The following is a 13234-nucleotide window of genomic DNA, read 5'->3' as shown; positions in this document are numbered from 1 at the left end:
CCGGCTCACGCGGAGGCCTCGGCGCGAATACGGCGCAGGTGGTGCATGACCTCGTTGGCTCCGCGGCCGAAGTAGTCGTGCAGCAGCCGGTATTCGGCGTACAGCCGGTCGTAGGCCGCCGCGCGTTCGGGATCGGGCTGGTAGACGGCGGGCCGGGCCTTGCCCATCGCCTGGGCGGCGGCACGGATGTCGGAGTACAGACCGGCGGCGACCGCCGCGTGCATCGCCGCACCCAGCGCGGGACCCTGCGCCGAGTCGATGACACCGAGGGGGCGGCGCGTGACGTCGGCGTAGATCTGCATCAGCAGTGCGTTCTTCGTCAGGCCGCCCGCGACGATCAGTTCCCGCACCGGTACGGCGGCCGTCTCGAACGCCTCGATGATGGTGCGGGTGCCGAAGGCTGTGGCCTCCAGCAGGGCGCGGTAGACGTCCTCGGGGCGGGTGGCGAGCGTCTGCCCGACCAGCAGCCCGCTGAGGTCGTGGTCGACCAGGACGGAGCGGTTGCCGCTGTGCCAGTCCAGGGCGACCAGGCCGTGCGCGCCGACCTTCTGCCGGGCCGCGAGGGCGGTGAGGTGTTCGTGCGGGTCGCGGCCGAGCGCGGCAGCCTGTTCGGCGTACGACGCGGGGAAGGCGGTGCGCACGAACCAACCGAAGATGTCGCCGACGCCGCTCTGCCCGGCCTCGTAGCCCCACAGTCCCGGGAGGATGCCGCCGTCGACGACCCCGCACATGCCCGGCACCTCGGCCCACTGGTCGCTGCTCATCACATGGCAGGTGGAGGTGCCCATGATGGCGACCATCCGGCCGGGTTCCACGGCGGTCGCCGCAGGGGCGGTCACATGGGCGTCGACGTTCCCGACGCACACGGCGATGCCCTCGGGCAGCCCTGTCCACGCCGCCGCCTCAGCCGTCAACCCACCGGCCCGGTCGCCGAGTTGGCCGATCGGCTGCTCCAGCTTGTCGGTCACGAAGTCGGCGAAGTCCGGGTTCAGCGCCGCGAGATAGTCAGGAGAGGGGTAACTGCCGTCCTGGAACTGACCCTTGTAGCCCGCGGTGCAGGCATTGCGGACGTACGTCCCGCACAGCCGCCACACGATCCAGTCGGCCGCCTCCAGCCACCGCTCGGTGCGGTGGTACACCTCGGGGTCCTCCTCCAGGACCTGCAGCGCCTTGGCGAACTCCCACTCCGAGGAGATCTTCCCGCCGTAGCGCTGAAGCCACGGCTCCTTGCGCTCGGCGGCCACTGTCGTGATGCGGTCCGCCTGAGCCTGGGCCGCATGGTGCTTCCAGAGCTTGACGTAGGCGTGCGGGCGACCGGTGAGGCCGGGGAGTTCGCACAGCGGTGTGCCGTCGGCGAGGACCGGAAGGACCGTGCAGGCGGTGAAGTCCGTGCCGATACCGATCACCTGCTCCGGCCGCACGCCGGCTCGCATCAGCGCCTCGGGTACGGCGTGACACAGGACGTCGAGGTAGTCCGCCGGGACCTGAAGTGCCCAGTCGGACGGCAGCGGCGTGCCGTCGGGCAGCTCCCGGTCGAGGACGGCGTGCGCGTACCCGTGCTCCGCCGTCCCCAACTCCGCGCCGTCACGGACCCGGACCACCACGGCCCGCCCCGACAGCGTGCCGAAGTCGACTCCCACGACGCAGGTGTCGAGGCCCTCGCGCTCATCGTGTCCGGCGTTCATGAGTCGGCTCCCCTCCCGGATGTTCGACATGTCGACCACCGTCCGAAACTTGGACGCCGGTGCGGACGAAAAGCACCACACGTTCATGCTGTCCGGCGCGGCGGGCCACCGGCATGGGCCGTCAGGGCCTACGAGAGGGGTCGAACGGTGGTGGTGCGCGGGCCACTCGGACCCGGCGACCGGTTCCCGAACTCACACCAATTTCACACAGGTTGAACAGCACCACTCCCGTCTCCGTATTCAAGGGCGGCCCGTGCTCCCCCGCGCGGGCCACCCAAGACGACGGGCCCGGTCGTCCCCGCCGGGCCCGCCTTCATACGGAGGTTCCATTGGCCGACTCCAACGTCACCTCGCTGTTCCGCAGTACGGCGGCGCACAGCCCGTCGATGGCAGCGCTGGCGCGTGAGAGCGACGGGACCGGCCCGGTGGACTTCTGTATCCCGTGCAACCCGTACTTCCCCACCCCCGCCATGTTCGACGAGATGGCGGCCCGGCTGCGCGAGATCATCACGTACTACCCGAGCAGCGCCGACACCATCACGGCCGAGCTCTGCAACCTGCTCCAACTCCCGCCGCAGTGCGTGGCGATGGGCAACGGTTCCACCGAACTGATCACCTGGATCGACCACTTGCTGGTCCGGGAGTCCCTCGCCATCCCCGTCCCCACCTTCGGCCGCTGGACCGACCAGCCCATGGAGACCGGCAAGCGGGTCGACATGTTCCCGCTCCAGGAGTCCAACGGCTTCGCCCTGGACCTCTCGCAGTACGCGGAGTTCATCCGCAAGCGCAACACCAAGGTCGCGGTCATCTGCAACCCGAACAACCCCGACGGCGGCTTCCTGCACAAGCAGGCCCTCGTCCAGTTCATGGACGCGATGGCCGACCTGGACCTCATCGTCATCGACGAGTCGTTCCTCGAGTTCGCCGACGCAGAGGTCGAACCCAGCGTCGTGCACGAGGCGATGATCCGCCCCAACGTGGTCGTCCTGCGCAGCCTCGGCAAGAACTTCGGCCTGCACGGCATACGGTTCGGCTACCTCGTCGCCAACCCCGCCCTCGCCGGCCGTATCCGCTCCATGCTCCCCAAGTGGAACCTCAACGCCTTCGCGGAACACGTGGTGTTCATCCTCAAGGAGCACGGCGCGGAGTACGCGCAGAGCCTCCAGCAGGTGCGCCGCGACCGACTCGACATGGCGAGCCATCTCTCCGCGCTGCCCGGCCTGACGGTCTATCCGTCGCAGGGCAACTTCCTCTTCGTACGCCTCCCCGTGGGCGCCGAGGGGACCGTGGTCCGGGACCGGATGCTCACCGAGCACCGCATCCTGGTCCGCGAGTGCGGCAACAAGATCGGTTCGTCCAGCCGCTTCCTGCGGCTCGTGGTGCGCCCCCAGGTGGACGTGCGTCGCCTGGTGTCCGGCCTGGAACAGGTGCTCTACGGGACCAGGAGGGGAGCCGCCGTGCCCGAGCTGAGCACAGGGACCAGCTACAGCTCGGGTACGGCGGCCGTGGACCGGCTCGTCGGGGCGACGAACGGCGCGGGCATGCAGATGCCCGCGGCGATCACGCAGATGCAGCCACAGCCGGTACCCATGCAGGCGCCGGCGGCTGCGGTGCCTCAGCCGCAGCCTGTGCCTCAGCCGCAGCCTGTGCCTGTGCCTCAGCCCCAACCCCAGCCGCAGTACCAGCCGATGGTGGCCGCGGCGCAGGCTCCGCAGATGCCGATGCAGCCGGTTGCGCAGATGCCGGAGCAGTTGGCCCAGGTGTCGCAGCAGATGCCCGTGATGCAGCAGCCTCAGCAGCAGCCGTACGGTACGCCGGCGCCCGCGCCCGCTCCTGTGCCTCAGGGGCCCACGCCTACTGGTGTGCCTGCGCGTAATGGGCTCACGGCTGCGCAGGTGCGCGGGGCTACCAGTCCCAACGGGATGCAGAACCTCGCACCGGCGCCCGCGACCGGGTGGCCCAATGCGCAGAGCTGGCCCAATGCCGCGGGGATGGGGCAGGCCGGTTAGGTCTCGTTGCCGGGTGCGGGTGCGTGGGGGCTGGTCGCGCAGTTCCCCGCGCCCCTAGCAGCGAACGGCGTTCAGCAGCGAGGCCCCCAGCGGCAGCTCATGGCGAGCCCGTACCTCGAAGCCTGTCTTCTCCAGGAGTAGGCGGTAGTGGTCCTCGTCCCGTTCCTGGCCGCCCACGTTGCACAGCATGTGGATGTCCCAGGCCACCGCTGTCGGAGTCGGCAACAGGCGTTCCACCAACAGCAGTTGGGCTCCTGGGCGCATTGCCTCCGCGCAGTTGTGGAGGATGGTCAGACAGCGGTCGTCGTCCCAGTCGTGGAGAACCCGGGACAGGAGGTAGACGTCGCCGCCCTCCGGTACGGACTCGGTGAAGTCGCCCGCTACGAAGGCGCAGCGTTCGGGGAGTTGGGGGCGGGCCGCTTCCAGCGCCTCGGGGCGTTCCAGGAGTACGCCCTCCAAGTGGGCGTGGGTGCGCAGGAGTCGGGCCAACAGCGCGCCGTTTCCGCCGCCCACGTCGACCACGCGCCGTACTGCCGAGAAGTCGATCAGCGTCGGTACCGGGGCGAACATCTCGGCGCTCGCCGCCATCGCCCGGTGGAACAGGTCGCCGAGTTCGCGGTGTTGGGCGAAATACGGGAAGTGGTGCCGGCCGTAGCGGTGGGCGAAGGCTTCCTCGCCGGTGCGTACGGAGTGGGTCAGGCCGGAGAAGGAGTCGTAGAACGGGCCCGCGTAGAGGCGTGCCAGTGGGTGGAGGCTGAACTCCGTGCCTGTACGCAGGGGTTGGCCGGTGGCCGTGAGGTGGTAGGTGCCGTCGGCCGAGGTGAGCAGGCCCAGTGAGGTCAGGTAGCGGAGCAGGCGTCGTAGCGCGTCCGGGTGGGTGGCGGTGAGGTCGGCCAGGGTGTCGGCGTCGGTGCCCGGGTGCTCGGCCAGGTGGTCGGCGATGCCCAACTCGGCCATGGTGGCGACCGCTTGGGTGGCCCAGGCTCCGGTCATGGCGCCGAGCAGGGAAGCCGTCGGATCGGGGAGCGGTTCGTGGCGGCCGGGCAGGCGGAGTTCGAAGCGGCGGTGGCTCCTGGTGCGGTGGTAGAGGACGGTGACGTTCTCGTGGCCGTTGTAGCCGCCGCCGTCGGGGACCGCGCCGCCCCGTTCGCGGAGCAGGGTGCGCAGGCCGGCAGGGACGACCGGGCCGGGGGCGGTGACCGCGAAGGCGTGGTGCGACTCGTGTTCGGCCTCGCGTTCGTCGGCGGCCACGGCCTCCAGCGGGGAGTCCGGGGGGACGGGGAGCGCGAAGATCTCCACGCTGCGGGTGCCGACCGCCACGTGCACGATGCCGACCGGGTTTTCGGCGAGGGTGGGGCCGTGACGGCGGGCGAGGCGGTCGCGGACCACCACGCTCGGGGTGACGTCGCCCGGTTCGAGACCGAGGCGGCGCAGTTCCTCGCAGAGGCCCTCGAGGGAGTCGGGGAAGACGAGGACAGCGGTGTGGTCGAAGACCAAGTGGCGCGAGACGTCGTCCCGTTCGGCGGGGGTGAGGTCCGGGAGCAGTTCGGCCAGGACGTCGTCCGTGTCGTGGGCCTCGACGTAGGCCGCCGCTCGCCGGATGCGCTGTACGTCGGCCTCGGCGAGGCGCGCCTGTACGACGGGGAGGTTCATGTGGGGTCCCGGTGATCGTGGGGAGGGTCAGATGCCGGTGTAGTTCTCGGCGAAGAAGTCCTGGTGCGTGCGGGAGGTGCGCAGGCTGTCGAGGCGGGCGTACTGGAGGGCGCGCCCGTAGCGGGCCTCGGCGTCCCCGGCGGTCGGGCCGTGCAGGAGATTGCTCATCCAGTGCGAGAACTCGTGGGCCCGCCAGACGCGGGGCAGGCAGTCCGACGCGTAGCGGGTGAGCCCGCCGTCGTCGTCGCGCCCGAGTGCCCGGATGAGCGCGCGGGCGAGGCGCTCTGCCTGGAGTACGGCGAGGTTGGCGCCCTTGGCGGCGGAGGGGCTGATGAGTCCGGCGGCGTCGCCGGCGAGCCACAGTCGCCCGGTGCCCGGACGCTCCAGTACGTCGGAGCGCAGGTCGACAACCGTCTTCTCCAGTACGGACCCCTCCTTGAGCGGGCCGAACTCCGCCGTGCGCATCCGGGTCGCCAGTTCCGCCCAGATCCGGTCCTCGCTCCAGTCGGCGGGATCGTTTCCGCGCGGGCACTGGAGGTAGTAGCGGGTGACGGACTCCGTGCGTGCCATGTGTCCGGCGAACCCCCGCTCGTGCAGGGCGTATCCGACGGCGGAGAGACTGGGTGGGGCCTGGACGAGCACCGCCAGCCAGGTCACCCCGTGGTCCCAGCGGGCGGTCCGGGTGCCGCGTGCCGCGAGGGCCGCGCGGGCGGCGCCCCGGTGCCCGTCGCAGCCCGCGACATACCGGCCGGTCACGTCGGCGCCGCCGCGCACCCGGACCCGGCCCTCGGTCACCTCTTCGACCTCGGTGCCGAAGCGGATCTCGCCGCCGCGCCGCAGGTACTCGGCCAGCAGGTCCCGTACCAGCTCCTGCTGGGGGTAGACGGTGTGCACCTCGCCGCGCCCCAACTGCCCGTAGTCGAGGGTGAATTCGCCACGCCCACTACGGAACAGGCAGGTCCGGTGCACCCGTCCCCGGGCCGCGAGCCCGGCCCCCAGTCCGTGCTCCGTCAGAACCCGGACGGAGTGGGCGGCCAGGAATCCCGCCCTGGCCCGCCCTTCCACCGCCTCTCGCTCCCGCCGTTCCAGGATCACGCAGTCGATGCCCTGTTCCAGCAGCAGGTTCCCCAGAACCAGCCCCGCCGGGCCCGCCCCGACGATCACCACCCCGAACTGAACCCCGGGGTCGAAACGTTTCCCCATGCCCGCCTCTGACGTCGCGATTTCGGCCAAGGGGTTTCATATCAGCATGATCCTGAATACATGAACTCAAAGCGGATGCATTGCTCCGCAAGGGTGACGGGACGTCCCGGCACATCGCGTCAGTACGCGGCGGGCCAACCGGCGCTCCGGTCGGGCAGGTTGATGCCGAGCTTGGGCGTACCGCTGTCGTTGCCGTCGCAGTAGCGGTAGACGATCAGGTCGCCGTCACTGTCGTTCATGATGGATGCCCGCCGGGCTCGATGGCGCTGCCGCGGGTCTCCAGTACGGCGGTGCCGCCGTTGTTCAGCATGGCGACCCCGCTCTTGTCGCAGTACGGCCCGGTGACGCTCGCGGCCCGTCCGACCTTGACCCTGTACGTGGAGCTGGTGCCCTGGCAGCAGACGTCGCAGGAGGCGAAGAGGTTCGGGTCGATGGCGTTGTAGTCGCTGGCGGTGGTGGAGTTGTGGACGACCGCGTGGTCGGTCCACGACCCCGGCAGCCCTCTCGTCGAACCGGCAAGCCCGATCGCGTCACCTGTACGTCAACAGTGGTGACATTCACAGGAGTTGAGAGCCAAAAAATTCTTGTACAGAGATCAAACTTTGGGCATAGTCCGTGAACGTCGTGGTGTCGAGGTGGACACCTCCACACCAAGCCCCCTTCCCCGCAAGGAGATTTCAGGCATGCCCAAGTTCAGACACTTCGCCGTCCCCGCCCTCGCGGCGGCGGCCCTCGTGATCGGTACGGCGGGTTCGTCCTTCGCCACCGACATCTACACGGCCAGCTCCAGCAACTCCTGCGGGGCCGCGTACTTCTACGACGTGGGCGACACCTTCAAGATCCTCGACACCTGCTCGGACGGCAAGGGCGTGCGACTGCAGTACACGAACCCCACGACGGGCAGCCCCTCCACGAGCGACACGCACATCAACGTGGACTACACCGGCGGCTACACCGGGTGGAACCTGGACAACGCCTACGTCTACGACACCGACATGAACGAGAATGCCTGCTTCTACTTCCGCGTCGGCCACGTGGACGACGGCGCCTACGTCAGCGGCTCCTACGGCGGCTGGAACGAGGCCTGCGCCGCGAACTGATCACGTCCGCGGCGCATCCCTGAACAACCGTCAGTGATCGTTCTCCAGATGGAGCTTGAGCAGATCCACACCGTAGTCGCCGGCGTTGGGCGTGCGGACGATGGTGTGGATGTGCTCCTGGGACGGGGTGCCGCCGCCCATGCCCATGCCGCCGCCGGGAGGGCCGCCGGCGTTGGAGCTCGCGCTCGGGCTCGCACTGGCACTGGCACTCGGGCTCGCGGAGGAGGCCTCGTGGTAGAAGAGCGGGGCCTGGGCGTCGTACTCGATCAGCACGACCGGGCTGTGGATGCGGTAGTAGAAGGCGGAGTCGTCCTTCGTCTCGCCCATCCAGTAGAAGTACGTGTCGTCGAGGTGCTTCTCCACCTCGGTCATCCTGACCTCGGCGTGCCCCTCGTTGATGTAGCCGATGTACACGCCGGCCACGTCCAGCAGCTTCTTCCGCTGTGCGGTGGTGAGTTCGGAACCGCGCACGCCCGCGTAGGCGAGCTTGAGGTTGTCCGAGCCGGCACCGGCCTTCATGTCCTCGTTGCCGTTGTCCTGCGAGGAGACCGCCTTGGCGAGCTGCGCCTTGCTGAGGGAGCGGATCATCGTCAGGCCGGCCGTCGTCTCCGGCCGGAACAGGCTGATCTTCTCGCCCTTGTACGTGGCCGTGGTCGGCTCGGAGCCCATGAAGGTCGGGGTCATCACGACCTGGTCGCCGAGCACGAAGTAGTTGATGGCGACGTGGTGGCCCTCGTACTGGAAGCCCCACGGCTCGGTGGTCGACGGGGTGCCCATGAAAGTGAAGAAGTAGTGGCCCTCGGTCAGGGTCTTCTGGTTGCCGCCGTTGGAGTCGCCGAGGAACTGGTTGAGCTTCATGATGTTGCGGGTCTGGGTGAGCCCGTCGGCGGAGAGCGCGACGCCGAGCAGCGCGTAGCCGAGGTCGCGCTTCTTCTCCGTGAGGTCGCCCATGCGGACGCCCTTGCGTGCGTAGCCGTCGACGTTGCTCCAGGCCGTCCACTCGTCGGCGTCGACGTCGAACGTGCAGGACTTGCGCTCCTTCGCGGAGAGCCCGTCCAGGAACGCCTGCGCCGCCTTGACCAGTTTGTCCGTGGAGACACCGGTCGAGTGGATCGTGAACAGGTCGTCGACGACGTTGCCGTCCGTGGTGACCCCCTTCACGTCCTTGTACTTCACCTGGGAGACCCCGGGGCCCATGCCGCCGCCCCCTCCCCCACCGGCTCCGGGCCCGCCCGAGGGCATCCCGCTCGGGGCGCCGGACTGTGCGGCTGAGGACGAACTCGCCGTGTCCGACGAGTCGTTGGAGCATCCCGTCATGGTCGCCAGGGCGGCGACTCCGCCGGCGAGCAGCGCCTTGTTCATGAACCAGCGGCGGCTGCGCTCGGATGCGGGGGTGTGGGGTCGGTGTCCATGCATGGGGATCAGAGTCCACGCCGAACCTGAAGTGTTCTTGTCAGCAACCTGTGAGACGGAGCTACTCAGGGGTGCCGGGCCCGGTGGGGAGCGACGGCGTTCCCCGGCCGACCCGCTGGGCGAACCCCATCATCCCGAGGCCGCCGAGAGCCGTCGCCGTCGTGACGATTGTCAGCACGAGTCCTACCGACGGGTCGACATGCACCAGTGCGTCCACCGCGTGGTACAGGACGACGACGCCGACCAGGATGTATCCGGCGCCCCACAGCCGAGGCCTGGTGACCTTGCCGGCCAGCCAGGGAAGCACCCGGAGCGACGTGGCGGCCGCGATGCCCACGGCGAGGCAGAAGGCGGCGGTGACGAAAAGCAGGATGTCGAGGGCTATGAGCACTGGTCGATCATCGCACCGACGGGGCTCCCTGGAAATGGGACGATCAGCGCGGTACGTCGACTTGGGCACGGATGGTCTTCCCCGGCGGCGGCTCGCGGTCCACCACCTCCCACCGGACGGCGAGCGCCTCCACGAGCACGAGCCCGCGCCCGGAATCGGCGAGCGCCTCGGGGTGGCGTACGGCCCCGGGTCCCGGCGGACGCGGCCCGCCGCTGCGGGTGTCGGTGACCTCGATGCGGACACTCCCGGTGACGAGGGAGAGCCGCAGTTCGAAGTCCCGTCCCGGTACGCGGCCGTGCGTCACGGCGTTGGCGGCGAGTTCGGCGACGATCACGGCGACGGCGTCGGAGGCGTCACTGCCGGGCGGGATGCCCCAGTCGTGGAGCTGGTTCAGGGCGAGGTGACGGGCCAGGCGGGCACCGCGGGGAGTGGGACTGAGGCGCTGACTGAACGTGTGTACGGTGGCGGTGGGTTGGGTGGTCATGTGCCCAATGTGACGTCCTGGGAGGGTACTTCACCAGCATCCGGGCCCGTACGCCGCCCGAGCGTACGGGGTCACCCGCTGGACAGTACGCGCTACGTTCCGTGACCATGTGCGCGGGAGGTGGGTGACCATGGTCGAGGGCAGCGGCGAGCCGGAGGCGTCCGACAGCCTGCGGACGTTCGGGGCGATGTTGCAGGCGTTGCGGGAGCATGCGGGCTTGGGGCGGGAGGAGTTCGGGCGGCGGATCGGGTTCTCCAAACACACCGTGGAATCGGTGGAGTTGGGGAGGCGGATGCCTGACGACGACTTCGTCGAGGCGTCGATGCCGGTGCTCGGCAATACGGGCGCGGTGCGGAAGGCTGCGGTGTTCCTGGAGCGCCAGCCGGGACTTGCATCCTGGTTTCAGCGCTGGGCCCGGCTGGAGAAGACGGCGATCACCCTCTTCAACTACGAGTGCCGGATGATTCCGGGGTTGTTGCAGAGCGAGGTGTACGCACGTCAACTGTTCGCCGACGAACTGCCGCCGCTAACCGACAAGCAGATCGAGGCCAGTTGGACCGCGCGCGCCGTCCGCCAACAGTTACTTCGGGACCGCCCGAACACCGCGTTCAGCTTCATCATCGAGGAGCAGGTGTTCCTGCGTCGCACCGGAGGCTCGGAGGTAACCCGTGAGGCCATCGAACACGTGCTGCGGATCGGGGAGTTGCGAAACGTCGAGATCCAGATCGTGCCGCTGGTCCAGAAGTCCCACGCCGGACTGCACGGCCCCATCGCCCTGTTGGAGACCCCGAAGCACAAGTGGTACGGATACAGCGAGGGCCAGGAGAGCGGGCAGTTCATCTCAGACCCAAAAGCGATCAGCGTGCTCCAGAACAGGTATGCCAGGATGCGTTCACAGGCTCTCACTCCCGAAGACTCGGTGAGCCTGTTGCAACGGATGCGAGGAGACCTATGAGCATGCCCGAACTCGCCTGGTTCAAGAGCAGCTACAGCAGCGGCTCCGGCGACAACTGTGTCGAAGTCGCCCTCCCCTGGCACAAGTCCAGCTACAGCAGCGGCGGCGATGGTGACTGCGTAGAGATCGCCACCTGCCCCTCCACCATCCACATCCGCGACTCCAAGGACAAGCAGGGCCCCCAACTCGCCCTCTCCCCCGCCGCCTGGACAGAGTTCGTCCGTACGGTCAGCTGACCGGGAAGCTGTCCGAGCCCAGAACGTTCAACAGGGCCAGTTTGTCGTGGCTTTCGGTGCCCGCCGTGGCAGTGAAGACGAGCAGGGACTGTGACTCGTCGGGGTCCTGAAGGTTCTGGCAGAACACGTCGATGCGGCCGACCTGCGGGTGGACGAACCGTTTGGCGGTGTTCCAGCGCAGGCCGACCTCCTGCCGGTCCCACAGTGCCGCGAACTCCACGCTCTGGCGCAGCAGGCTCGCCACGAGACGGGCGGCGTGCGAGTTGGGCCCTTCCCTCGTGGCCGCAACCCTCAACACCCCTACGTACACACGGCTGTTGAGGTCGTTGTCCGCTGGGAGGTACCGCTCGCGGGAGGACGGATCGGTGAACCAGCGGTACGAGGCGTAGCGGTCGTCCCCCGTGTAGTGCGTCTGCTCGCCGAGCAGGGCCACGGCCGGAGGCGTCTGGAGCAGCGTCTCGCCGAGCGAACCCATGACCTGCGCCGGGGTGTCCTGGAGCCGGTCCAGGATGCGCATCAGTCCGGGGTTGACGTGCTCGGCGCGCAGGTGCCGGTGCGGGGTGCGGTGCCCGCACAGCAGAAACAGGTGATCGCGTTCGTCCGGGGTGAGGCGCAGACCGCGGGCGATGGCGGCGGCCATCTGCTGGGAGGGCTGCGGTCCGGTGCCGCGCTCAAGCCTGGCGAAGTAGTCGGCGGACATGTCACACAACTCGGCCACCTCCTCCCGCCGCAGCCCGCGGGCGCGCCGGCGCGTGCCGCGGCGCAGCCCCACGTCCTCGGGTTGCAGGGCTTCTCGCCGGGCCCGCAGAAAGGCGCCCAGCGACGCGCGGTCCACCGTCTGCTGCTCCATGACTCCATGGTCGCAGCCACGAACGGCCGTAACCACGGACCGCCAGTCAGTGGACAAACGGGTCCTTCATCTGCGCGGCCGGGTGTCGTCGACTGTCCGTGACAGATCGGAGCAGCACCTCATGAACCCCACAGGCAACACCATCCTCATCGCCGGAGCGACCTCCGGAATCGGCCTCGGCCTCGCACTGCGACTGCACGCGGCGGGCAACCGGGTCATCGTCACCGGCCGCCGCGAGGACAGGCTGGCACGGATCGTGGCGGAGCACCCGGGCATCGAGTCCGCCGTGCTCGACACCGCGGACCCGATCGCGGTCCAGAAGGTCACCGCCCACCTCCTGCAACGCTTTCCGGACCTCAACGTCCTGATCGCGATGGCCGGCATCATGCACCCGGAGGACCTCCACACCCCGGACTTCCTGCCGACGGCCGAGGCGACGGTGGCGACGAACCTCCTGGGTCCCATCCGTTTGGTGGCTGCGCTGACCGAACACCTCGCCACCCGCCCCCAGGCAACGATCATGACCGTGACCTCCGGCCTGGCGTTCGTCCCCCTCCCCCTCACGCCGACCTACAACGCCACCAAGGCCGCCGTGCACTCCTTCACCGAGAGCCTGCGCGTCCAGCTCAAGGACACGAGCATCGACGTCCTGGAACTGGTGCCGCCGGCGGTGCGCACGGCCCTGATGGGCCAGGAGGACTCACCCAACGCCATGCCCCTCGACGCCTTCCTCGACGAGGTCATGACCATCCTGGACTCCCCCGAGCAACCGGACGAGATCCTCGTCAAGGCCGTAGAACCCCTCCGTTTCGCTGAAGCCAACGGCGAGTACGCCAACGTCCTGCACATGCTGTCCAGCCACTGACAGACCGCGCCGACACCCCTGACGGCCGGCGGCCCCGCCCCCGCTTACGCCGCTCCCGCCGCTCCCGCCGCTCCGCCGTCAGGGCCGGCCGATGCCCTCCAGAGCCGCGTCAAGCCGGCGTCCCGCCTCCTCGGCCACGGGGCGCAGGGCTTCGAGTCCGGTGAAGGCGGTCATCATGTCGGGATCCAGCGCTTGGACGACGGTCCCCTCACCGTCTCCGCGCACGACGACATTGCAGGGCAGAAGCAGCCCGATGGTGCGGTCGATCTCAAGAGCCCGGTGGGCCAGGGGCGGGTTGGAGGCGCCGAGGGGCAGGTAGTCCTCCATGTCCTGACCGAGCTTCGCCCGACGAGATGGTGTCCTTCCGCCGCCACGCCTATTCCGTCTCGG

Annotated in this window: 12 protein-coding genes and 2 pseudogenes; 5 read left to right on the top strand and 9 right to left on the bottom strand. The window is 69.1% G+C overall.

Annotated features, from left to right (window positions below; genetic code table 11):
- Positions 1-5: 5 nt before the first annotated feature.
- Positions 6-1685: a ribulokinase gene (gene araB / locus AB0I51_RS02830; protein ID WP_362970691.1), complete on the bottom strand. Its 1680-nt coding sequence runs from the start codon at positions 1683-1685 to the stop codon at positions 6-8.
- A 329-nt stretch (positions 1686-2014) separates the two neighbouring features.
- On the opposite strand from araB, the gene AB0I51_RS02825 reads away from it, so the two are divergent.
- The gene (locus AB0I51_RS02825; RefSeq protein WP_362970689.1) at positions 2015-3694 is read left to right on the top strand and encodes a histidinol-phosphate transaminase; all 1680 of its coding nucleotides are present in this window, start codon (positions 2015-2017) and stop codon (positions 3692-3694) included.
- A gap of 54 nt (positions 3695-3748) precedes the next feature.
- Here the strand turns inward: AB0I51_RS02825 and AB0I51_RS02820 are convergent, their stop codons facing one another.
- The 3 genes and pseudogenes from AB0I51_RS02820 to AB0I51_RS02810 form a co-directional block, all read right to left on the bottom strand.
- Positions 3749-5347 (bottom strand): methyltransferase, encoded by a 1599-nt coding sequence (locus AB0I51_RS02820; RefSeq protein ID WP_362970687.1) that lies wholly within the window; start codon positions 5345-5347, stop codon positions 3749-3751.
- Positions 5348-5374: 27 nt separating this feature from the next.
- Positions 5375-6550, bottom strand: coding sequence for a 4-hydroxybenzoate 3-monooxygenase (locus AB0I51_RS02815; RefSeq protein ID WP_362970686.1), 1176 nt, complete (start codon positions 6548-6550; stop codon positions 5375-5377).
- Positions 6551-6669: 119 nt separating this feature from the next.
- Positions 6670-7079, bottom strand: a pseudogene (locus tag AB0I51_RS02810) (hypothetical protein); the annotation flags it as partial.
- A 154-nt stretch (positions 7080-7233) separates the two neighbouring features.
- Between AB0I51_RS02810 and AB0I51_RS02805 the strand changes: the two are divergent.
- The gene (locus AB0I51_RS02805) at positions 7234-7650 is read left to right on the top strand and encodes a hypothetical protein (RefSeq protein WP_362970685.1); all 417 of its coding nucleotides are present in this window, start codon (positions 7234-7236) and stop codon (positions 7648-7650) included.
- A gap of 30 nt (positions 7651-7680) precedes the next feature.
- On the opposite strand, the gene AB0I51_RS02800 is transcribed toward AB0I51_RS02805, so the two are convergent.
- The 3 genes from AB0I51_RS02800 to AB0I51_RS02790 are packed head-to-tail and all read right to left on the bottom strand — an operon-like array spanning position 7681 to position 9938.
- Positions 7681-9066 (bottom strand): DUF3500 domain-containing protein, encoded by a 1386-nt coding sequence (locus AB0I51_RS02800; RefSeq protein WP_362970683.1) that lies wholly within the window; start codon positions 9064-9066, stop codon positions 7681-7683.
- Between the two features lie 58 nt (positions 9067-9124).
- Positions 9125-9454, bottom strand: a complete 330-nt coding sequence (locus AB0I51_RS02795; protein ID WP_362970681.1) for a hypothetical protein — start codon at positions 9452-9454, stop codon at positions 9125-9127.
- Positions 9455-9497: 43 nt separating this feature from the next.
- Positions 9498-9938, bottom strand: a complete 441-nt coding sequence (locus AB0I51_RS02790) for an ATP-binding protein (protein ID WP_362970679.1) — start codon at positions 9936-9938, stop codon at positions 9498-9500.
- 130 nt (positions 9939-10068) lie between these two features.
- Between AB0I51_RS02790 and AB0I51_RS02785 the strand changes: the two genes are divergently transcribed.
- Together AB0I51_RS02785 and AB0I51_RS02780 are read left to right on the top strand one after the other, a co-directional pair.
- A complete protein-coding gene (locus AB0I51_RS02785; RefSeq protein ID WP_362970677.1) occupies positions 10069-10893 on the top strand; it encodes a helix-turn-helix transcriptional regulator in 825 nt (274 codons plus the stop codon).
- A complete protein-coding gene (locus AB0I51_RS02780; protein ID WP_362970675.1) occupies positions 10890-11129 on the top strand; it encodes a DUF397 domain-containing protein in 240 nt (79 codons plus the stop codon). Before AB0I51_RS02785 ends, AB0I51_RS02780 begins: the two co-directional genes overlap by 4 nt.
- Here the strand turns inward: AB0I51_RS02780 and AB0I51_RS02775 are convergent.
- The gene (locus AB0I51_RS02775) at positions 11122-11979 is read right to left on the bottom strand and encodes a helix-turn-helix transcriptional regulator (RefSeq protein WP_362970673.1); all 858 of its coding nucleotides are present in this window, start codon (positions 11977-11979) and stop codon (positions 11122-11124) included. The two genes, AB0I51_RS02780 and AB0I51_RS02775, sit on opposite strands and share 8 nt — an antisense overlap.
- 121 nt (positions 11980-12100) lie before the next feature.
- On the opposite strand from AB0I51_RS02775, the gene AB0I51_RS02770 reads away from it, so the two are divergent.
- The gene (locus AB0I51_RS02770; protein WP_362970671.1) at positions 12101-12844 is read left to right on the top strand and encodes an SDR family NAD(P)-dependent oxidoreductase; all 744 of its coding nucleotides are present in this window, start codon (positions 12101-12103) and stop codon (positions 12842-12844) included.
- 78 nt (positions 12845-12922) lie between these two features.
- On the opposite strand, the pseudogene AB0I51_RS02765 reads toward AB0I51_RS02770, so the two are convergent.
- Positions 12923-13198: pseudogene (locus AB0I51_RS02765) on the bottom strand (DUF302 domain-containing protein); the annotation flags it as partial.
- Positions 13199-13234 lie beyond the last annotated feature (36 nt).

The organism is Streptomyces sp. NPDC050549 (assembly GCF_040655035.1).
In the GTDB taxonomy this organism is placed as follows: domain Bacteria; phylum Actinomycetota; class Actinomycetes; order Streptomycetales; family Streptomycetaceae; genus Streptomyces.
The sequence above is the reverse complement of the archived record's forward strand: the minus strand, read 5'-3'. Positions and strand labels throughout refer to the sequence as shown.

Excerpts from the sequence above, each read along its gene's own strand:
- AB0I51_RS02800 (WP_362970683.1), bottom strand. The coding sequence starts at position 9,066 with ATGCATGGACACCGACCCCACACCCCCGCATCCGAGCGCAGCCGCCGC.
- AB0I51_RS02775 (WP_362970673.1), bottom strand. The coding sequence starts at position 11,979 with ATGGAGCAGCAGACGGTGGACCGCGCGTCGCTGGGCGCCTTTCTGCGG.
- AB0I51_RS02790 (WP_362970679.1), bottom strand. The coding sequence starts at position 9,938 with ATGACCACCCAACCCACCGCCACCGTACACACGTTCAGTCAGCGCCTC.
- AB0I51_RS02815 (WP_362970686.1), bottom strand. The coding sequence starts at position 6,550 with ATGGGGAAACGTTTCGACCCCGGGGTTCAGTTCGGGGTGGTGATCGTC.
- AB0I51_RS02780 (WP_362970675.1), top strand. The coding sequence starts at position 10,890 with ATGAGCATGCCCGAACTCGCCTGGTTCAAGAGCAGCTACAGCAGCGGC.
- AB0I51_RS02785 (WP_362970677.1), top strand. The coding sequence starts at position 10,069 with ATGGTCGAGGGCAGCGGCGAGCCGGAGGCGTCCGACAGCCTGCGGACG.
- AB0I51_RS02820 (WP_362970687.1), bottom strand. The coding sequence starts at position 5,347 with ATGAACCTCCCCGTCGTACAGGCGCGCCTCGCCGAGGCCGACGTACAG.
- AB0I51_RS02805 (WP_362970685.1), top strand. The coding sequence starts at position 7,234 with ATGCCCAAGTTCAGACACTTCGCCGTCCCCGCCCTCGCGGCGGCGGCC.
- AB0I51_RS02770 (WP_362970671.1), top strand. The coding sequence starts at position 12,101 with ATGAACCCCACAGGCAACACCATCCTCATCGCCGGAGCGACCTCCGGA.
- araB (WP_362970691.1), bottom strand. The coding sequence starts at position 1,685 with ATGAACGCCGGACACGATGAGCGCGAGGGCCTCGACACCTGCGTCGTG.